Source organism: Rossellomorea sp. GCM10028870, from assembly GCF_042666755.1.
Classification (GTDB): domain Bacteria; phylum Bacillota; class Bacilli; order Bacillales; family Bacillaceae_B; genus Rossellomorea.
This window is the reverse complement of the sequence record NZ_JBHTGN010000005.1, coordinates 285974-306887: the sequence shown is the minus strand read 5'-3', so window position 1 is coordinate 306887 and position 20914 is coordinate 285974. Positions and strand designations below refer to the sequence as shown.

Below are 20914 nucleotides of genomic sequence, written 5' to 3'. Positions count from 1 at the left end.
AAAATAGAAATCTGAGCTGGGAGGTGGCACGGTGAATTACTCCGTAATCGGAAAGAAGATCAAGGAAATGAGAAAATCTGTCGGGATCACCCAAGGGGAGCTTGCTGAAGGAATCTGTACCCAGGCGCTCATCAGCCGGATCGAAAAAGGAGATATTTACCCAAGTGCAACGGCCCTATACCAAATCTCAGTCAAACTGGGCGTCGATGTGAACTATTTCTTTGAAATCGGGACCACCACGCGACTGGATTATATGAAGGAAGTAGAGAAACAATTACGATACATGCGGGTCAACAGACGCTTCGAAGAGATGATGGAGTTGGTCAAGACAGAGGAAAAGAACCCGTTGTTCTATAAGGATCAAGATAAGCTACAGCTTCTATACTGGCACAAAGGGATTTATCAATATGAGGTCGAGAAGGATCATGACACCTCCTTCGATCTATTGCATCACGCCTATCAGCTGACGGCTAATGATAAAAAAGCGATGTCCGAAAGAGAAATGCAGATTCTTTCAAGCATCGGCACCATTCACTTTTCCATCCAACGATATGCCGGGTCGAGAAGGCCCTCCATACCACTGAGCTACTACAGGATAAGTCGATTAAAGCGCGCCTGTATTACAATATATCCAGAGTGCTGACACGCATGGGGGAACTCGAGGATTCGACGGCTTATTGCCTCGATGCCATCAAATGGTGTCTGGAAGAAGAGCTTCTGTGGGGATTAGGCGAATTGCATTACCAGATAGGCTATAACTATGAGCTGGTTGGTGACGATGAAAAAGCCCTGCCTTATTTCAAACACGCCTTGCATATGTTTGAAATAAGGCGGGATCAGGTGTATATAGACTTTCTTACGCCTAAGATTGAGGGGATTTCGGATCATTTGGGAATGGTCCGCTACCGGTGAAAAGCTACATATGAGCTTACCATTCTAGTTCAGTAATTTTCCGGGAGAAAGTAGATGCGTAGGGTTACCTATAAATCGTTTTATAAGGTGTCTCGCTTCCTTCTCTTCTAGAAATCATTTGGGACACGGTGCCTGTCCCCCCGTCCCAACAGGTTGTTTCATTTGTTAAAAGGCACTCAAAACGCTCCAACCTTAAACTGCCGTTCCATCCAATTCACAACCACTTCCGCCATCTCCTGTTCATTTCCTTCATAGTTGTGATTGGTTCCTTCCAAAACCATATATTCGAACTTTTGGCACGCTGTCGCTTTTTCCTTCATCAACGCCAAATCTTCATTCGGTGTGTGAATGTTTACTTCGTTTACGTCTCCATGAACGCAAAAATAGGGATGCGTAAGGTAGATAGCGCGGCAAAGGTATCTGGATTTTCCAAGATAGGGAGATTATCCGCCTCACATCCTTCTAAGCAACGCTCCAGGTACGTTTGTGAGCTGGTTTCAAGCCATCCATCGTGAAGATGTGAGAGAAGCTTCGTTGGTTCGCCGTTATTCACATTCGTCTTTGCTTCGTGAATCATGTCGTTTCGATGAGGGTCATAGCGCTTGGAGAGCCCCACCAGATCAGGAGGGGATGCGAGTATTAAACCAGTAATAGGCGGGGCACCTCTTCAGATAGATAATGGATGGCTTTATTCACACCTAAACTATGGCCCATGAGGATAATCGGTGTATAACCCAGTTTAAATTAGGTCCCAGTTTATTCGGCTGGCAGGAGATTCATAGAGTAGTTTTACAGTATGCCGAAGAAATGGCTAAGGAAAGTAAATCGACACCTAACGAATATCTCCAAAATAAATTAATTATCCGGTAAAAGGTTCTTACATAAGTATCTTTATATTATTTGCTCAAAACCCATGAATATAGAATCTTTCATCGACTATAACGAATGAAATAACTGGAAATGGAGAAATCTCCAGAAAATTTTGTATTGTACAATATTTTCAACTAGAGGAATGGAGGATAGTTTTAAGAAACATCAAATAATATATAGAAAGAGGAGAATTAGGTGAAAAAAATACTTAAGATGTTAGGTACGGTTTCTTTGATCGCAATGCTATTTACAGGTAATGCCGCTTTTGCAAGTTCTGGATCAAGTGTAGAAACTGATGTAATTGATGGGCAATCAGTTGAACTGGGTGAACAAATAAAGGTTACAGCGACAGAAGCGCAGGAAAAGGTTTCAATTGATAAGGCAACAGGTCCAGATGCAGCTGTAGAGCCAGATTGTATCGCATGTGTAAATTACACAAGACATGCAACGAAGATTTCAAGTTATGGTGAAGTTTATAAATTCGTAAAATATCTAACCAGTACTTGGCAAGGTGCAGATAACTACAGATGGAGTTCAACGACAACTACTACTCTAACGGTATCAGGTAGTGCTGATGCTACAATAAAGGATACAATCAAGGTACAACTTGGCCTTTCTGGTTCATACTCAAAAAGTTATTCTGTAACCATTTCTATTCCAGCTGATCCTTCTAGAGACAACAGATTAGCTTTATACGGAGATTTCAATAAGTACTATGTTAAGTATCAAGAGAAAATGGGTGGTGCAGTAGTTCATACTAGCTATCATTACGCTTATGAACCAACTAGGGACCAGTACCTGCGTGTAGTATACAGATAAACAATTATTGGAGGCAGATAACTCATGAAATCAAGAACGAGATGGGTATTAATAACTTTAACCTTTGTCCTTATTGCTTCTTATGTAGCATATACCTTATTATCTGGAGAAAATTCTAAAGCTTCTACTGAAGATGAGGTTCTGCCTCCAAAAGCATCTGAAGTTCATTTTGGAAAATGGAGAGGAAATGTGGTTTTTACTGATGAAACACAAGTTAAGGTTTTCAATTTAGTTTATGTTGAAAAAGGAAAGAATTCAAAGCTAGACGATTTAGTGAGTGTCTCATTTAATGGTAAAGGCTTATTCAAAGTAAAGGATTTTGAAGTTGCTAAAGGTGATCAAATCGGGAATCAGAAGCGCATTGGTAACTTGATAGTAAACATTAGTCCAGGTGCTACCGAAGGAATTGAAACAATTTCGGAAATTTCCTTGTTCTTTAAAGAAGGAGAACCAGAAGTACATAAAATTGGAGAATTTACGGTAATGGTAAAACCAAATGGCGATAATCAAGACATTATAGCAGAGGGAAGTTATAATGCGTCTTATCCTAACACCACTTTTAATGGTATTTTTAAAAATAACACCAATAAACCTATAACGATTAAGAAGCTTTATAATCCTAATGAAGAAATTACGTATAAGAATATCATGGTAAATGAGAAACCGCTGGATTCTGAGATAGTTGTAGATGCAGGAGATACATTTACAATTGAAGCTGACTTCGATTTATCATCTCAATCTAATCGTCATTTCTTCCAACTTGTTCCTGTGTTTCAATATCTAAAAGAAGGAAAGGAAAATGAACAATTCTTTATGGAAACCACGTATGGGTTAATGGGCATTAACGATGAAGTGGTTGAAAATATCATCAATAGTAAAAATTAAGGACCAAAATTTATATATGCAGTAGCTTCGGGTAGATGGGACGCTTCCCACTCTACCCCTCAACCTTATACAAAAACGAACCGCAATCCCCAGAATCCTTGCAGCCTGCTGCTGTGACACTCCTTCAATCCTCTTCACTCTCTTCAACAGCCTATCCCTTTCAACCTTTTCGACAGGATCTTAAATTGGGGAATTACGAATTTGCCCAGACACTCTCTGATTTTCACCCTCACTACATCATCAGATAACCTCCCGGAGGAATCCCTATAGTCCTCCAATCAAATGTCTAGATTGGTTCGTTCGTTAAATTCATTGAACCTCGCTTGTGCAATGATTGATGGGAATAAAGCAAATCCTATAAATAAGGGAAATCATAGGAATGGTGGGTCTGACCCCAAAATCAAGACACTTGCTTGGTATAACGACATTTCGGAAAGCTATTAAACCCATAAAAAGATCCGTATTTCCCTTTTTTCATAGATAATTCTCCACTACATTTGGGGTGCTCAGGATCGACTGCTCAATGAAAATAAAAAACTGCAACAGCAAATCCTTGATATGGAAAAATCTTACTTCGCAGAATAAGAAACTCTGGAGGGAAAATAGTGAATTGAGGGATGAAATTGACAAGATTAGACCTTATTAACATTGGGGATCAAGGGACAGGTCCTCATTGTTGCTCCCTCACCCCATAAAAAACACGGGAATAATCCCGTGCTTCTCTTCTCTAAAATCATGTGGGACAAGGTGCCTGTCCCCACGTCCCGTTAACGTATTCCCAGTTCATCCAATATGTCTTCCAATGTCTGACCCTCATGTTCAAGTTTTGGCATTGGCGGATTTGGTGCCCATGTGTTTCGTGCTTCGTAGTTGACGAAGACCGACCACATGTCCCGGTCGTCTACTATGCCGTCAAAGTTGATGTCGGCGCTGCGGTTTTTGGATGTTTTCCAGCTGTCCTTGATTTCGACTGCGTCCAGGACGTCGATGACATCGTCCCCATTGACATCCCCGCCTGTATAATAGATATTGCTTAATTGCTGCTGTGAGCCATATATGTGCTTACCGACTATATCGTTCATGTTGGGGATGGTCTGGATGCTCCGGAAATGTCCAGGAATCTTGAGTTCCACCATGTAGGACTCTTCTTGGGCCGGAAGATCATCAATGAAATAGTGTCCTGTTTCCGTCATGGTACCAGCGTATTCTTTTCCTTCTTCATCCGTTGCTTTTACGACGACGTCAAGTTTCTCCATATCTGCTTCTTGTACCTGACTCCAGCTGAAGTTTGCGATCCCATATCCTTTTATTTCAGAAGTGGAAGGGATGATATTCACCATTCCATTAACGGTCAATAATTCCGGACCCCTTGACAAGTCTGCATCGTTCAACTGGATTTCCAGAGGACCTTTATGAAATGAGCCTGCTTTCTGGGTAAAGGAAAGTGTTAAAATCTCCATTTCCTTTTCAATCTTTAATGGTTTTTCTGATGTGGTGGAAACTTGTACGGTAACGGTAGTCGACGCCTCATTCAATTGGGTTTCAAGCGTTTCGACTGTTACATCCATTCCCTTTTCTTGAGCTACCTTTTCTAATTCAGGATGGAGCGAAACCTCTTCCATTTCCAAATGATGAGGGTAGGTGAACGTATACTGAGATGTAGTCAGCTCTTTGACGTTTTTCAACGTCAAATCCATTGAAAGATTTTCTTGCTCATCAACGATCTTCTCTGAACCTAAATAGGCATATGGTGTACCTTTCTCAATCAAGGTGTATTGATAATCAGGATGCCACATATAGGCATTCTTCGTAACATTCACAGGCAGTAGATTCACCGTCTTCATCTTCTCGCTTCCTTCAAGACCCAAGTCGAGATTGATTCTATCCTTACCCGTCGTTTTCACCTTTTCATAAGGGGTATCCTCTTTCAGTGACTTAAATCCAACGTTTTTATATTTCCATACTTCATTCCCTTTCACTTTCCCATTGATCTTCATACTCTTGCCGGGATCGACCTCATAGATGCCTCCCTTTCGATTCAAATCAATGGAAGCAACGCTGTTATCAATCGTGATGACTTCCTGTTCGATGTATCGGTTTCCATCAAAGGATGCTCCCTGGATTTCGAGAATGTATTTCCCTTCTTTCGCGTTCACCTTTCCTGGTGCTATTTGTTGCCCAAAACTTGCAATGGGGTTGTAGCTCCCATCGAATTTCATGACATAATCCTTTCCTTCTTCAATATCAGAAGGGAGGTACCAGCCGACAACTCCAAGTTCTTTACCTGTTTCATAATCTTTTAAAAGGACCAGAATACTGTAGATCGTAGGAGCAAAGAATTCTGTGATAATATCGGTTTTATTCTGAATGTATGGATGTGGCTGCGTATCTTGTGTGATCACAGAGTGGGACAGCTTCGGTTTAGCAAGACCTTCTCCCAATACCCTGGCACCGAATGGGATTTGATAGATTTCACCCCCATCCTGTTCATTCACCCATTGAATGTAGCCATCATATGGACCTTTCTCAGCAGATGCTGGGACTTCCAGCTGTACTTCAATGGATTTTGATTCACCCGGCTTGATCGTTACCTGATTCTCTGTCGTCAGTTTGACTCCGTTTGCCACAGGGTCCTTTGATTTTTCGGTGAAATTCACATCACCCTTTAACGTCTTCACTTCTTTTCCATTATTCACAATGGTGATCGTTTGTTTCTCCAGTTTGTCTTCATCCTCCAGCACAATCCCGCCAAAGTTCAGGCTTCCAGTAGCATTGGGAATGTCAATGATCTCTCCATTCCCATCTACCGACTTCGCTACATGATGGACTGTCATCGTAAGATCTGAATGAGCGGCTTCATACGCATCCATCCTTCCGGCTCCCACTTCATACACGCTGTAATCGCCATTAAGGGGATCCGCCGTGTTCATCATGATGGTTTTGATTTGTGCCGGGGTCAAGTCAGGATTTTGATCGAGCAGCAAGGCTACGACCCCTGTCACATGTGGAGTCGCCATGGATGTACCCGAGTATCGTTCGTATGCATAGGTGTAGTCTTCCCTCTGCTTCGTGTCCGCCGTATATGCCGGGACCGTCGAATAGACATGGACGCCGGGGGCTGTAATTTCAGGCTTGATGTCGTATGTAAATAAAGACGGACCTCTGCTGCTGAATGCGGCCAGTTTATCCCCTTCTGTGGTGTACTCACCCATTTCATTGAAGGTGATGGTCGGTCTTTCCTGACTGCGAATAAACTCCAATGCTGATTTTTTCATCGAAAAGGCCGGAATGAAATCCGCTCCTTCCCCCATGAAAAAACCTGTATGATTCTCTGAGTTGCTCGCGAACAATACCGCTTTGACTCCCTTTTCTTTAAAGGTTTTCATGAGACCTTTCGGGTGCAAGTAGCCGAACTCGACCAACGCTACCTTCCCGGCCAAATCCTTCCCTGCCAGGTCAAAAGGAAGACCCCTCTTCACATCAACAATCTCAAATTCTTTATTTTCTAAAAGTGTCAAGTCGTCGGTAAAGGACTTTGCCATCATTTCCAGCTCTGCATCCACCTCTGATTCACCTTTGAATAAAACCTGTGATACCGGGATTGTCATGGGTGAACTGCTTGCCCCCACGGTGATTGGAAGCGGTGCCGCCCCCGGAGTCCCAAGGGTATACATCTTATTCCCGTTGTTCCCTGCAGAAATGACCGTCACCGTCCCGGCAAGCATCGCATTGTTCACTGTGACGGATAACGGGTCAAACGGATCATTGGTGGCCGCTCCAAGGGACAGATTGATCACGTCCATTCCGTCCTCAACCGCTTTATCCACCCCGGCCATAATCCCTGACATCGGACCTGTCCCATAAGGACCCAGTACACGGTATCCATACAATTCAACATCCGGTGCTACCCCTTGAACACTATACGCTTTCTCTGTATTGGCCTCTTGTCCGGCGATGGTTCCCGAAACATGGGTACCATGGGACGTATAATACGTTTGGCCTCCCCTTGTCTCCGGGGCTCCGGACTTCTTCCAGTCCTCATACGTCGCTTCCATCGGATCATCGTCATTATCGACAAAGTCATAGCCGCCTCGATACACATCCTTTAAATCAGGATGATTGTAATCGATTCCCGTATCTAATACACCCACCTTAATGCCTTCACCCGTTATTCCTTCTTCCTGAAGCTTGTCCACTCCGATTTGAGGAAGTGTTTCCACCCGTGCAGGGGAAGACTTCTCTTCATCACTTGCCGCTTCAACTGGTGGAGGAGGATCAATCGATATCTCTTCATCCACATATACCTTTTTCACAATCTCTGAATCTAGCAGCTCTTTTATCTGGTTTTGCGGAATTTCAATGGCAACCCCATTAAAGGCATGCTTAAATTCTTTATTTACTTTTATTGAAAGACCTTTACCTCGCTTCATTAAAAATTGCGATCTAAATGCTTGATGATCTTTCTCGACTGCTTCTTTCGCTTGATGTATGGTAGTTGACCGTTTTGACTTGGAGCTCTTGGAGGCTTTCACTGGAGGTGGCTCATGGAGAAATTCTATGATGACGTTCTTCTTTTCATTGCTCTCTAAATCAATGTCGCTTGAAACGCGCAAATCCTGAAATGGATACCCCATCTCCTTATTCAGCCGCTGCATCTCCTCAATCAACAAAGGTGTATCAGGTTTGCCCCCTTCCTCCGCACTGCCGACAGAAGATAACGGGCTAATAAGTAAACCCGTCGAGAGTGACAGCACGAGCGCTGAGTTTCCTATTTTCTTCTTCATCAATATGTATCCCCCTTCTCAACTTCATTCAGAGACACTACCATGACTGTATGGACTCTTCACTTCAGCCCTCCAATCATTTCCAAGTCTCTCTGTTTAAATTATAAAGGGTCTACATTTGGTACTGTATCGGGACATAAAACAGGATAAACGGTGGGTGATATCGATATTTAGAGGCATTTTCTCCTTATGAATATAATGGAATCAGGACTTCTTTCTTAATAATATAGGGTTATTTCAAGTAATAGAGGTGGTTGGGGCCAGAACTCGAAAGTTGGAGCAAAATGAATACGGGACCGAGGGACAGATTCCCTACTATCCTGATGATCAATAATTTCTGATATGAAATATCACCATAACGAATATAATGTAGAAACCAATTTAAAGAATCAGGGGGATGCAGCCATGAACCCAAGTGGCACGTATATTGAAGTGGAACCGGGCATCGAATTATTTGTTCAGGATATCGGCAGCGGAGAACCCATTGTCTTTATTCCGGGTTTTACATTTACGACTGAAGTCTTTTCCGAGCAGGTGAAGCATTTTTCAAAAACTCACCGTACGATTGTAATCGATCCGAGAAGCCACGGCCGATCAACCATGACGGTTCACGGGAATGACTATGTCACGCATGGAACAGATCTCGATAAGGTATTGAAGCAATTAAAAGTCGAGAATGTAACGCTTGTCGGCTGGTCATTCGGATGCTTAACGGTTTGGGAATATATCCGCCAATTCGGTACGGATGACATCAAATCCCTTGTCCTCATTGATATGCCGCCCAAATCTTTATCGGTTCAACAAGACGAGGAGTGGGTGGAAGGCAAGCTTGATGACATGGCTGCGGCGTACACAAACTATCTTCGCAATCCAAAAGGACAACGGGATTTCATTGCTGCTTATGCCAAGGGCGTCATGGTCCAACGGGAGCTGAAGGAAGAAGAATTGACGTGGATTGTCGAGCAATCACTGAAAACCCCTTACTATATTGCTGCCAACTTGTTTTCTTCGGGGCTTTTCTCTGATTATCGTGTGGAGGCGGCTGAGAGCAGTGAGGCTGTGCCGACTTTGTTTGTTGTTGCGGAGCATTGGGCAGAAGCGGCGAGTTCCAGTTTGGAGAAGCTGGCTCCTAAAGCGTCGGTGGAGGTATTGGGGGGGCATCTTATGTTTTGGGAGTATAGTGAGAAGTTTAATGGGATGGTTGAGGGGTTTTTGGGAGGGAATAGATAGTAGAGCATTTTCTTATCCAGCATTCGCTCTGCAGCAAACTAAAGTAACATAAGAGACTGCTTTTTCGCTAAGAGAGCAGTCTTTTCTTTGACAATCTGTTAGATTGGCGGGACGGTGTTTATTACTTTTAGATGATGGTGGAGCCTTAAGATAGAAAGATGCTTAATCAATATAGACTGCAATAATAAAGAACCCATTAGAAATCAGTGTTTTTTACTGTCGGAAGTCCTCCCCCAAGAGGATGGTTCAAATTTCCTTTGTCCCTGTTTATGTAAAAAACAGGGTGATAAACGAGCTTATTCAAATCAATGCTAATATACCCTTTTAATTAACATTTTTAACCACGTGATAGTCTTTTTGGTGCATTATTAACTTATGGTTATTTGTAAGGAAGATAGACATGGGGAAATTTGAAGAATTTGTAAAGTCGCGCTGGAAATACATATTAGTTGCATTTATTGCTCTGATGATTGGTTCGTCAATGGGGCCGTCACAGGGAGCTGTTGACGTTTTCAATAAAGAGATTGCTGATTTAACTAGCCAACTAGAAAGCAGTAAGGTTTCGGTGTAGGTGCTTGAGTCAAAGAACAAGGAACTTTCTGCAAAAGTTAAGGAAGCTGAGGCGGAACGAAAACAAAAAGAAGATGAATTAAAGGCTAAAGAGGAAGCTGAAAAAGCTAAGAAAGAAGCCGAGGAAAAGCGATTAGCGGAAGAAAAAGAAAAGAAAGGCTATGACACTGGCATTACTTACGACCAACTTGCTAGAACTCCTGATGATTATGTTGGAGAGAAAGTTAAGATTAATGGTAAAGTTGTTCAAGTTATGGAAGGTGACAGCACTACCCAACTTAGAATCGCAGTAAATGATGACTACGACACCATCCTTTTTGCTCAATTTGAATCAAGTGTTGTAGAGAAGAGGGTTTTGGAAGACGACAACATTACCGTAATGGGATTGTCCTCTGGTCTATTAACATACGAATCCACTATGGGTGGAAACATTTCTATTCCTGGTATGTTGGTGGAGAAAGTCGAGCAGTAGTATTTTTTAACAAAATAAAATAAGAAATTATCGTTTAATATAATAAATATACTAATAATACCTGTAATTCCCCTTCCCTTAAACGGTTGGGGATTATTTATTTTACACTTCCATTGAACCAAATCCCCGAAATATAAATTGATATTTTTCCTTAATGTCAGTCAGCTACTTAGCCATCGCGATGGATGGCATAAATAAACGTAACAACTGGCTTATTTTCTGCAATTTCATAGATTCTCTCTGAATGCACTTGCTTGTTCTCAAAAAACTAAAATAATATAACATTTTTTTCTAAAAATGTTATATTATTAATAGTCTTATAAAATATACTTAGGGAGAATCGTAAATGAAAATGAATAGAAACAAATTTACTATTATAGCTCTGTTTACTATTTTTATGTTACTCATTAACCAAGGTAGTGCCGTTGCAATGGGTAGAATTAGTGGAGAAAGTAGATATGATACAGCAGTAAAAATCTCAGAGACAGGTTGGTCAACTGGAGCTGAGACCGTTCTACTAGCAACTGGAAAAAACTATCCTGATGCATTAGCTGGTGGACCGTTAGCTATAAAAAATGATGCTCCAATATTATTAACAAGTTCAGAAAAATTAACTCTCTCTACTAAAGATGAGATTAAGAGGTTGCGAGCAAGTAAAGCAATTATACTGGGTGGAAAATCTGCAATATCTCACTATGTGGAGAACGAATTGAAAAGTTTAGGACTATCTGTTGAAAGAATTAGCGGAACTGATAGATATGAAACTGCTGCATTCATATCTAATAAACTTGATTCTGATAAAGCTATAATTGCAAGTGGGCAAAATTTCCCTGATGCATTGTCTATTTCGTCATATGCAGCTAAAAATAGAATTCCCATCCTTTTAACAAAAAAAGATGACCTTCCTAAGGCAACTAAGGATAAATTAATAGATAAAAAGAAGACAATCGTAATGGGTGGTAAGGGGGTAGTTAGCGATCGAGTATTAAAGCAACTTACTAACCCTCTTGTTATTGGAGGTGTGGATCGTTACGAAACTAATACTATTAGTATTAAAACATTCGATGAGTGGAGTAATAAGGCGTTTGTGGCTACCGGCTCTAATTTCGCTGACGCTTTAACGGGCTCTGTACTCGCTGCCAAAAATAATGCACCTATTCTTTTAGTAAATAAATCCCATGTCCCTCCAAGTATTGATAATATTTTACCTGATTTCAATGATTATGTATTATTTGGCGGAGAGTCCGCTATAGATTCGAATGTTTATGATTATATAGCAAAATTTGATAATCCTCCTGGAGAAGAAGAACCCAAACCTGATCCAGAACCAGGTGCGCCTTTCACATTTCTTGAGCTTGGAGTTCCATATGTTTCACCAGATAATCAATTAACAATAACAATGAACTCTATTGATATTCTGGAATATGAGGGATACAACGAATATACTATCAACTACACCGAAAAGAACAATACTTCTGACAAAAAAATTGACCAAGGTTCTTTCAAAATATATTATCAAGATAGCTCTGAACCACAATATGGTTTCTTCGGATCTCTGTATCCAGGTCAAAGCGAAACTAGAGCATATACTTTTACTGCTTTAAAAACCCAGGAACCACTGCTAGTTGAGTATGGTAAAGACTTATTTTTTAATCAAGAACCTTCTGAAGACACTTTAAAATGGAAAATCGAGAAAACTCAATAAGGGTTAATAGCCTTTCCATAAATACCTATTTTTATATCGACAAAGCCCTCTTCATATAAAGAGGGCTTTGTCTTTAATGATGCCGTATTTATATAATTATCGCACTTACAATTAAATCAATCTTTGTGTTAACAAATATCAAAGCCCCTTCGCTTTTATCGAAGTATTCATCTTTTATTACCCGAATAAGGGCTTTAAGATAATTATATGCGGTATTTATGATTCTAATTATCCATTTGATTACAGTTCCCAACATTCCGAATCTCCAAAGGATAAAAGCTGTTAAAGCTAGAACACCACCACCTATATGCCTGGTTATGATTGTTCCAAAAATAAATATTACAATACCAAGGGCTACCCACAACATCTTCTTTACTCCCTACCAGAATCATTAATTTCTATCTATTTCCTACCTTCTGATTTTCCCCAACATATCCACAACACTCCCACTAACCGCACCTTTCCCACCAAGCACCATATAATGTTCTATCCTTCCTTCTTGCACAAACTTATACGTCTCCTTAGGTATACTGTTCTGATTAACAAGTAGTAATGGCGCATCCTTCTTTGCAGCGAGGACCGAGCCCGTCAGTGCGTCTGCAAATCCGTATCCATTTGCAACAAACACTTTATCGGTTTTTAATCCTAATTGTTTTACTAGATTAACAGACGTCTCAAAGCGGTTTGCACCTGAGATACGCTTTACTCCCTTTATATTCGATGTTACCTTCCTGCTAATTACTCCTTCTCCCCCCACTGCAATTACTTCCGTTTTGCCATTTAGAACCGCTTTGGAAGAGGAAGGTAAGCTATCTTTATTGGTTAACACAATCGGATACCCGTTACGCGCTGCGTAAGATGCGACGGCCAGAGCATCCGGGAAGTTATGCCCGTAAGCTAAGATGGCTTTCGCCGGATTTCCGCCTAATTCGCTGGCGATCAATTGTGCTGTTTCAAATCGGTCGTTACCTGAAATACGGCGGACGTTTGAAACGACTTCTTTGATTTGATTCTCCACTTTCGGAGCAATGGCATTCTTCCCGCCAAGAATGATGACCTTTTTAGGTGTAAGATTCTTTAATTGCGCTTTCGTTTCAAGTGACAAAGAATTTTTCGTGGTTAATAAAATAGGTGCATCTAATTTATAGGCAAGCGGTGTGCCTGCTAACGCATCCGGAAATGAATCACCGCGTGCAATGATCACAGTGTCGGCCGTTTTCCATCCTTGCTTCGAAATTTCTACAGCTGTTGAATAACGATTGATTCCCGACAGTCGTTTGACACTTTCTACGGCAGTCACATAGGATGATTTACTTGTATTTCCAGCAGGGTCGGTAGCGGTCACATAGAATCGTTCCCCGGGAGTTGGATACGCTGGAATTTCGACATCAAAGCTGCCGTCTTGCTTAGAAGTCCCTTCTCCGATTGGGCTTGTACCGCTGCCTACCATTACCTTAACAAGTACTCCAGGTTCTGTTTTACCCCTTACATTTAGTGATTGATTCGTAATCGTATCCACAGTAGGTATTACAGGTGCTGTCACGTCTTTCACGAATGTTTTTACCGTTTCACTTACATTTCCAAGCTTATCTGTCGCGGTCACCTCGACCGTGCTGCCTGCTGCAAGCTTCGAAATGGCCACCGTAAAGGTTCCATCGGCTTTCGTTTCACTCTTTCCAACTTCAGTGCCATTCACTTTTACTTTGATCATTACTCCGGCTTTCGCTTTACCGGTGACTTGTATGCTTTGATCGGTGACTTCATTTACAGTTGGAGCACTTAATTTCACCGTTACCTTCTTATAACTGGTGTTCCCCGTTGCCGTATCGATGGCGTAAACGGTCACCTCGGTTCCTGCTTGCTGCCGGTCGATCGGGATGCTAAAACGACCATCCTCACGAGGCGTCCCTTCGCCTAACACGGCATCGCCCTTCTTCACTACCACCTTGTAACAATAACAGTCTCCGCTCACCTTTGATGAAAGGTCTGTCAGGGGAGCAACCTCCGGGTCGGGAACATCGCTTCCATCAACAACCGTTACTTTCGTTGCAGTGCTCACCAATCCGGATTCATCTGTTGAAGTCACCGTTATGACCGCACCGACTTGCTGAAGCGAGATTGGAATCTCAAACGTGCCGGTATCGGAGGCTGTCCCCGTTCCAATCGTGATGTTTCCGGCTTTTAATGTAACGGTTGAGCCTTCTTCTGCACTACCCGTCACAATCGTCGTTTGATCCGTGATGTTCTTTACTTGAGGGGCAGATGGTGGTGTGCCATCTTTTACTGTCACATACGCAGCCTCACTTTTATTCCCTGCCTCGTCTATCGCGATTACCTCCAGCACTTTTCCTGCCTTCTGTTTAGGGATCGCAACACGATACGTCCCTGCTGAATCCGTCGTGGCTGTGCCGATTTCATTTCCATCGACTCTCACCTTGATCGTCGCAGCCATTTCCGCTTTTCCGGTTACGGTAGTCGATCCATCCGTCACTGCATCCACACTCGGAGCCGGTGGAGCCGTTCTATCCTTTACGGTGACCTTGGTGACATCACTTTTATTTCCTGCCTGATCCATGGCTGTTACTTCCAGGACTTTCCCTGCCTGCTGCTTTGAAATTGTTACAGCAAAAGTCCCTTCCGAGTTGGTTTTTCCCGTACCTACCTCACTTCCCCCGGTTCTCACCGAGATAACAGAATTAGCCTCAGACTTTCCTGTTACAGAAGTGGCTTGATTTGTAACCTCATCCACCATTGGAGCAGGTGGTCCAGTAAGATCCTTCACCGTAACCTTTGTAACCACGCTCTCATTACCCGCTTGGTTTGTAGAGGATACTTCTAAAATGGTCCCTGCCTTCTGCTTAGGAATCGTTACATGATAACTTCCGTCAGAGCCCACTTTTGCCTTCCCGATTTCTGTACCCTCGGTCTTTACCTTAATCATTGAATCCACTTCGGCTTTTCCTGTTACACTGGTGGACTGATCTGTTACAGCATCTACAACCGGAGCCATAGGAGCGGTTGCATCTTTCACCGTCACCTGGGCAACCTGGCTGCTATTCCCTGCCTGATCGGTGGCCGTTACTTCTAACAGTGTCCCTGCTTTCTGTTTTGGAATCGTAACCCGATACGTCCCTTCAGAACCCACTTTTCCTGTGCCTATTACACTTCCAGCCGTTTTCACCTTGATTGTCGAATCCACTTCCGCTGTACCGGTCAATGCAGTCTCCTGATCTGTGACCTCATCTACACCGGGAGCTTCAGGAGGAGTCATGTCTCTCTCGGTCGTGAAACTAAACAAGAACAATTCACCCGGGCTATTTCCACTCATATCCATCACGCCATTCGGAGAAACCCTGACCGTATATGTCGTTCCATATTTCAAACCGTTTTCCGGTTTAATGAATAACGTATTATCCTCAATCCTGGTAGACGACATTGATTGTCCTTCTTCATCATCTATGAAAATATCAAAATAATGAGTGCCTTCTTTTATCGGTTCATTGTATGTAATGCTGATGTCTATATCAAGCGGAACATTGGACGTGCCTGCAGAAGGAGTCGTTCCCTCTACAACCGGTGCTGCCGCATCCCTCAGTTCTTCATAATTAATTGTCATGTTCTTTGTCACTGTATTCCCAAAAGGGTCTGTCACTGTCCCTTTAATCTCATTCGATCCCTCCTGCAGCACAATGCGCTCAGCAAAGGTACCATCCTCTTTGACTAGAGCTCCCCCTCCATTTAAAGGACCACTCACATCATAAGGTAAGCCCGGAAACGAAACACCGGTCACTTCGATACTGCTGCTGCCAATAGTAGACTGATCCTCGGGACCCGTAAAATCGAACAGTGGATCAGGATAATCGGTTGTGACCTTTAACGACTGTACTCTCAAACTTCCTGAATTCGAGAGCTTACCAGCTGGATTCGAAGAGTCACCAAACATAAAATTATTATAATTATTGGCATAAATCTCACCATTCACGGTAAGCTTACCGGTATTTTTTAATTCCCCATAAATAATCAGATTCCCATTAATCACGTAGTCTGAACCGGATTGTATCGTCAACGTGACATTCGGTGATATCACCACCGTTTTATCAACCGTCTCTATGGCTGATAAGATTGTATCGCTTGAGAAGTACAGATAGTCTTGACTCGTAGCCAAAGCAGTATTGCCTAATGGTGGTACTGCCGTTAGGAGTAAGAGCAAGACTAAGAGCTTGCCATCCACTTTTTCCTTGAAGTTTGTTTGTGCATATTGATTTCCCCCATCAAATAAATAATAATTCTTTAAGCGGTTACTTTTGGACTACGTTTATATTATCATTAATCAACATTAGAAAGTTAAAATTTATAATATAAGTATTAAAATCCCAGTAAACCTTTATGTCATTTGCATCCGAAATTACTCTATTCGTAACGTTAGCCAGGAATAGTTTAATTTATATATTTACACAAAACAACAGCCAGTTATAAAGATGTGGAGGTCCACCAAAAAAGACCTGCATCGTACAAATCTTGTACGATGCAGGTCTTCTTTTTAATTAACATGATATAACCTAATATATGGAACAACTTTATAAAATCAAATACATAGATATGTTGGAGGAAAAATATTTACACAGCAACTGATTCTTTGGCAAGACGTTCATATTGTTTGAAGTAACTACTCTTCAATAAATCATTTATCAAATGAATAACTACAACTGTAGTAATCTTTAAAGAATAAGCCCCCAAATCGTGTTGGTACTTGGTCGCACTTATTTCCTATTATACTATTTAGGGGTTTTTTCATGATTAGGAACCTATTTGACTATGATAGATGATATAGAGGAGACTTTTTCACTTGTCTCGAACCGTCCCGGTGCTTCCCTTGACGTTGCTAAAGGGACACTTCTTCAAGTTTTTGAAGAACATGTAGTTAAAAGTAAAAGCGAATTTTATATTATTTCTATTTATTGCAAAAAGATATTACATTTTTTAGCGGAAGAAAAAATCTTCTCAAATGAAATAAGTGAATGGAGCATGATGCGGAAAAAATATATAGGAATCTTTATAGACAGGTAAGATGTTGAAAATATTTTATGTCTGTATTCTAACAAGGCGATATGATCTCTAGGCAGTTTGATGCAATCAAGACAGCCTCTTTCTATATTAAGGTGAACGTATTTATACTAAAGGTTACTCGCAACTTTAGTTCTAGGCATGATGTACATAATTAATAACATAAATAAGAAACCGTGGCCGATTAAGATAGCTATTATACTTGAGTTAGTCAAAACTACAATTTGAGCTAAAACTATTCCCATCACAGCCTTCTTATCTATACCTTTTGAAAAGTTATCCATTAATCTAAACAAAAAAGCATAAATAACAGGGAATATTAGTATTCCAATAACTTTAAATATGGAATATGCATCACCAAAAAGGCCGGTATTTGCATTGAAAGACTCGCCAAAAAAATATTGACTAACTAGGTATGGTGGGGTATTACTATATCCATTCGGAATAATATCTTTTAAGAAAGAGGCTTGGATAAGAAACGCAGGTCTATCCTTAAAAAATTCATAGTAAAGATTAGATAACAATGCCGGAATAAAAAATACTCTTCTAATAATTAAAATGATAAATATTTCACCTAAGGAATGACTAATATACTTAAATAATAAAATTGAGAGCAAAACAAATGAATTTATTGCCATAAGAATGTTAACCTTAAAATTCTTTGGATTGTATAAAATGTAAAGAATAAAAGTAAAAGGAATAACCAATAGCCACGACTTGAAAGGCATAGTAAAAAATAACAATAATTGTAATATTACGGGAATTAAACATAACTTCTTCTTATTTATTGAGTAAAAATAAGTAAACATCACTGGAAAGACAACAAAAGATCCCCACCTTAGTATTATGTTAAAAACACCAAGATTATCGTAGATTCCAGAATTATTGTCTCGAATTTCATAGATATCTTTAGAAAATAGATTTAGTAGATTCAAATCAATATTTACATCAAAATAATTAAAGGAAATAATAGGAACTACTAAACACCAAATTAATAATATTGAATAAAATATTTTATTTGTCTTGAATCTCCCGCGTAATTCTATATTATCAAGATTAATAAACTTTATACTTAAAATTAATATAATCCAATATAGAGAAGTTAAATAAATAAATTCCCTAGAAAGATTCATATATCCATACAAAACAAGTGTTGGTATATAGTGAATCGTAAATAATACCAGAACTAATATTGTGGATAATTTATCGTCTGTATTCTTCTTATTTAAAAAAACAAGCAATATTGCTAAGAGTATGTACGACTCAAAAACCTTAAAGTAATTTTCTTCAAAGCTTACTAAAAAGGTGAAATATTCTTTTATACGTAAATTAAACACAATATCTAATAAGATTTTTAATAAAAACATATGGAAAATCGTATATATACTAGAAATTTTCATAAAAAAATAATGCTCCTTAGTCTTACAATTACTTTAATAAGCTATGTTCCTATTCATAGGAATTCTCAAATTAATTCTACCTTACAAGACGTTGAATTTCATCAATGCACTCAGACTTATTTAAATTCAGATTAAATAAATCTGAGAATTGTTTTAACTCTGAAGGACACATTTCCCACCAATTACTTTTTTCTAATTCATTAATAATATCGTCAGAAAACCTCTTTTTAATTACTCTAGCTGGATTCCCTACTACAATTGAATATTTGGGTATGTCTTTTGTTACAACACTACCTGCTCCAATCACGGCTCCCCTTCCTATAGTAACTCCAGATAGTATGGTAGAGTTTGACCCAATCCATACGTCTTCCTCTATATATATGGAACCTTTTGATACTATTTCATCAGGTGAGAATTCTTTAAATAAATTATTAAAAACATAATATGATGTTATTCTATCCTTATTATGAAAATGCTCTTGAATGACAACATTAGAAGCAATAGAAGTATAACTTCCTATGGTTATTTGATTTACCTGTGCAGCTAATCTCGTTGCGGGTCCATTAATAGAAACAAAATTTCCTAATTCAATGTTCCCTGTACAAATAACTTCATTAATTTTACAACCCATTCCCAAAGAAGTATTCCCTATTCTTGATTTGTTAATAATCGTGGGGAATGTTTTATTGAAATTTCGATCTCTCCAACTCTTAAACAATTTATTTATATTAATGTCAGAAAAAATGTCAATTTTCAATCCAATATACTTACCAATAATACTGAAGAAAACTATGATAGTCCTTTTAATAGATAATTTAATAAATTTCATGTCTCACCAATCTCCTTTTAAGACAATCCCTTTTCTTGACCTTCGATACCTTTTACATTTCGAGAAAGTTTCCAGCACAAGGCTAGTACGATAATATAAACAAAACTACCAATATATGAATAATATTTAAAGAATTCCATCATATTAGAATTATTTAAAATAGTAATGGCTAAGCTGATAATTAGGTTAAATATTATAATTATTTGATTAACAAGATCCCAATACTGTAATTTATATACGTATGGCGTCATAATTATTGATAGAGTTACACCCCTGATAAAGAAAAAAGGAATTAACATTTTTACGATTATAGCAGATTTTATCCATTCTTCTCCAAAAATAAATTTAAAAATAGGCTCAGAGTAAAAATACAATATTATGAACACAGGTAAAAGAATAGTTGAAGATAGCAAAACAGTAGTATTAAATGTTTTTTTACAGCTTCCCTCTTTATCTCTTTCTCTACAGGCCTTTTCATAATATACTTTACTTATAGTACTTCCCAATAATTGGATTGGAACAGCCAATATTCTATTTGCCAAAAAATAATATCCACTGGCAACTGCTCCAAATAAATACAGTACGATGGGTACCATTAAATTATTTGCTATTGAATTTATTAATGACGCGGGTACACTAACATATATTTGCTTTATGTTTTCTCTCACTATATTTTTCACTTCACTTATTTCTACTGAAATCAAGTTCTTAAGCTTTCCAGTAGAGATAAGTATTTGTCTTCTTAAACCAACTCCTACTCCAATTAAGATACTCAGTAGTAATCCTAATGTTCCTAAATGAAGCAATCCAAAGACCGTTTGACTAGAAATTTGGAAAATTGAGCGAACAAAAGTGATTTTTGACAAATCTCCATATTGTTTTAGCCTAATATTAAATTGATTAAATATGTTAATTAATCCATTTAAATATAAAACAGGAATAATAAACCAAACAAATCCCCCGATATTTTTAATTTCATATAATACTGAATTACTTAAAAAAAGGAAAATTAAAATGATAACAGCTGTAATTATCGTACAAATTAGCAGTGAAACAAATGCAAAATTTTTCGCCTGTTTATCATTTTTTGCTGAGACTATTAAAAACTCAAACCGACCATTAATTACAGGCGTAGCAAAAGCCGCTATAGCTAAAACTGAACTATACACCCCTAATTCTATAGGGGTGTATAGTCTTGTTAATACAGGAGAAAACAATATTAATAACAATTGCGCTGACATCAATCCACTTGATAATTTTAACGTACTATTAATAAATGTTGATTTTTTTAATTTTGTAAATAAAGTCATTTGCTAACCTTCTTCTTCAATAGTCCAAATTAAAATTAATAACAATTAATAGGCTTAGAGTTGG

The 20914-nt window shown here is 39.4% G+C and carries 16 protein-coding genes and 1 pseudogene; 8 read left to right on the top strand and 9 right to left on the bottom strand.

Annotated elements, in window-relative coordinates; all coding sequences use genetic code 11:
- Positions 1–31: 31 nt before the first annotated feature.
- Together ACFQWC_RS19965 and ACFQWC_RS19960 are read left to right on the top strand one after the other, a co-directional pair.
- Positions 32–643: a helix-turn-helix domain-containing protein gene (locus ACFQWC_RS19965; protein WP_341357123.1), complete on the top strand. Its 612-nt coding sequence runs from the start codon at positions 32–34 to the stop codon at positions 641–643.
- Positions 644–648: 5 nt separating this feature from the next.
- Positions 649–912, top strand: coding sequence for a hypothetical protein (locus ACFQWC_RS19960; protein ID WP_341357124.1), 264 nt, complete (start codon positions 649–651; stop codon positions 910–912).
- 176 nt (positions 913–1088) lie between these two features.
- On the opposite strand, the gene ACFQWC_RS19955 is transcribed toward ACFQWC_RS19960, so the two are convergent.
- Together ACFQWC_RS19955 and ACFQWC_RS19950 are read right to left on the bottom strand one after the other, a co-directional pair.
- Positions 1089–1232 carry a hypothetical protein gene (locus ACFQWC_RS19955; protein ID WP_377108908.1) on the bottom strand — a complete coding sequence of 48 codons (144 nt, stop codon included), beginning with the start codon at positions 1230–1232 and terminating at the stop codon, positions 1089–1091.
- A gap of 41 nt (positions 1233–1273) precedes the next feature.
- Positions 1274–1465 (bottom strand): hypothetical protein, encoded by a 192-nt coding sequence (locus ACFQWC_RS19950; protein WP_377108907.1) that lies wholly within the window; start codon positions 1463–1465, stop codon positions 1274–1276.
- Positions 1466–1977: 512 nt separating this feature from the next.
- On the opposite strand from ACFQWC_RS19950, the gene ACFQWC_RS19945 reads away from it, so the two are divergent.
- Together ACFQWC_RS19945 and ACFQWC_RS19940 are read left to right on the top strand one after the other, a co-directional pair.
- Positions 1978–2601, top strand: coding sequence for a hypothetical protein (locus tag ACFQWC_RS19945; RefSeq protein WP_299744286.1), 624 nt, complete (start codon positions 1978–1980; stop codon positions 2599–2601).
- Positions 2602–2625: 24 nt separating this feature from the next.
- Entirely contained in the window at positions 2626–3486 is an 861-nt protein-coding gene (locus ACFQWC_RS19940; RefSeq protein WP_377108906.1) for a hypothetical protein, read from the top strand.
- A gap of 400 nt (positions 3487–3886) precedes the next feature.
- Here the strand turns inward: ACFQWC_RS19940 and ACFQWC_RS19935 are convergent.
- Both ACFQWC_RS19935 and ACFQWC_RS19930 read right to left on the bottom strand, forming a co-directional pair.
- Positions 3887–3976 (bottom strand): annotated as a pseudogene (locus ACFQWC_RS19935) (topoisomerase DNA-binding C4 zinc finger domain-containing protein); the annotation flags it as partial.
- Between the two features lie 277 nt (positions 3977–4253).
- The gene (locus ACFQWC_RS19930; RefSeq protein ID WP_377108905.1) at positions 4254–8270 is read right to left on the bottom strand and encodes a S8 family serine peptidase; all 4017 of its coding nucleotides are present in this window, start codon (positions 8268–8270) and stop codon (positions 4254–4256) included.
- Between the two features lie 405 nt (positions 8271–8675).
- Here ACFQWC_RS19930 and ACFQWC_RS19925 point away from each other — a divergent pair, with 405 nt between their 5' ends.
- The 4 genes from ACFQWC_RS19925 to ACFQWC_RS19910 all read left to right on the top strand — a co-directional run bounded on the left by ACFQWC_RS19925 (position 8676) and on the right by ACFQWC_RS19910 (position 12247).
- Positions 8676–9500 carry an alpha/beta fold hydrolase gene (locus ACFQWC_RS19925; protein WP_377108904.1) on the top strand — a complete coding sequence of 275 codons (825 nt, stop codon included), beginning with the start codon at positions 8676–8678 and terminating at the stop codon, positions 9498–9500.
- A gap of 400 nt (positions 9501–9900) precedes the next feature.
- Entirely contained in the window at positions 9901–10071 is a 171-nt protein-coding gene (locus tag ACFQWC_RS19920) for a hypothetical protein (RefSeq protein WP_377108903.1), read from the top strand.
- The gene (locus ACFQWC_RS19915) at positions 10072–10542 is read left to right on the top strand and encodes a hypothetical protein (protein WP_377108902.1); all 471 of its coding nucleotides are present in this window, start codon (positions 10072–10074) and stop codon (positions 10540–10542) included.
- Between the two features lie 346 nt (positions 10543–10888).
- A complete protein-coding gene (locus ACFQWC_RS19910) occupies positions 10889–12247 on the top strand; it encodes a cell wall-binding repeat-containing protein (protein WP_377108901.1) in 1359 nt (452 codons plus the stop codon).
- An 88-nt stretch (positions 12248–12335) separates the two neighbouring features.
- On the opposite strand, the gene ACFQWC_RS19905 is transcribed toward ACFQWC_RS19910, so the two are convergent.
- From ACFQWC_RS19905 to ACFQWC_RS19885, 5 genes are all read right to left on the bottom strand, one after another.
- Positions 12336–12614 carry a hypothetical protein gene (locus ACFQWC_RS19905; RefSeq protein ID WP_377108900.1) on the bottom strand — a complete coding sequence of 93 codons (279 nt, stop codon included), beginning with the start codon at positions 12612–12614 and terminating at the stop codon, positions 12336–12338.
- Positions 12615–12656: 42 nt separating this feature from the next.
- On the bottom strand, positions 12657–16457 hold the full coding sequence (locus ACFQWC_RS19900; protein WP_377108899.1) for an Ig-like domain-containing protein: 3801 nt from the start codon (positions 16455–16457) through the stop codon (positions 12657–12659).
- 964 nt (positions 16458–17421) lie between these two features.
- Entirely contained in the window at positions 17422–18711 is a 1290-nt protein-coding gene (locus ACFQWC_RS19895) for an O-antigen polymerase (RefSeq protein WP_377108898.1), read from the bottom strand.
- 76 nt (positions 18712–18787) lie between these two features.
- Complete coding sequence (locus tag ACFQWC_RS19890; RefSeq protein ID WP_377108897.1) at positions 18788–19540, bottom strand: CatB-related O-acetyltransferase; 753 nt, start codon at positions 19538–19540, stop codon at positions 18788–18790.
- Positions 19541–19557: 17 nt separating this feature from the next.
- On the bottom strand, positions 19558–20850 hold the full coding sequence (locus ACFQWC_RS19885; RefSeq protein ID WP_377108896.1) for a lipopolysaccharide biosynthesis protein: 1293 nt from the start codon (positions 20848–20850) through the stop codon (positions 19558–19560).
- Between the last annotated feature and the right edge of the window lie 64 nt (positions 20851–20914).

What these genes read in the sequence shown, in the direction of transcription:
- ACFQWC_RS19960 (WP_341357124.1), top strand. Translation starts at nt 649, where the DNA reads ATGGGGGAACTCGAGGATTCGACGGCTTATTGCCTCGATGCCATCAAA.
- ACFQWC_RS19955 (WP_377108908.1), bottom strand. Translation starts at nt 1,232, where the DNA reads ATGAAGGAAAAAGCGACAGCGTGCCAAAAGTTCGAATATATGGTTTTG.
- ACFQWC_RS19940 (WP_377108906.1), top strand. Translation starts at nt 2,626, where the DNA reads ATGAAATCAAGAACGAGATGGGTATTAATAACTTTAACCTTTGTCCTT.
- ACFQWC_RS19930 (WP_377108905.1), bottom strand. Translation starts at nt 8,270, where the DNA reads ATGAAGAAGAAAATAGGAAACTCAGCGCTCGTGCTGTCACTCTCGACG.
- ACFQWC_RS19925 (WP_377108904.1), top strand. Translation starts at nt 8,676, where the DNA reads ATGAACCCAAGTGGCACGTATATTGAAGTGGAACCGGGCATCGAATTA.
- ACFQWC_RS19920 (WP_377108903.1), top strand. Translation starts at nt 9,901, where the DNA reads ATGGGGAAATTTGAAGAATTTGTAAAGTCGCGCTGGAAATACATATTA.
- ACFQWC_RS19910 (WP_377108901.1), top strand. Translation starts at nt 10,889, where the DNA reads ATGAAAATGAATAGAAACAAATTTACTATTATAGCTCTGTTTACTATT.
- ACFQWC_RS19905 (WP_377108900.1), bottom strand. Translation starts at nt 12,614, where the DNA reads ATGTTGTGGGTAGCCCTTGGTATTGTAATATTTATTTTTGGAACAATC.
- ACFQWC_RS19895 (WP_377108898.1), bottom strand. Translation starts at nt 18,711, where the DNA reads ATGAAAATTTCTAGTATATATACGATTTTCCATATGTTTTTATTAAAA.
- ACFQWC_RS19890 (WP_377108897.1), bottom strand. Translation starts at nt 19,540, where the DNA reads ATGAAATTTATTAAATTATCTATTAAAAGGACTATCATAGTTTTCTTC.
- ACFQWC_RS19885 (WP_377108896.1), bottom strand. Translation starts at nt 20,850, where the DNA reads ATGACTTTATTTACAAAATTAAAAAAATCAACATTTATTAATAGTACG.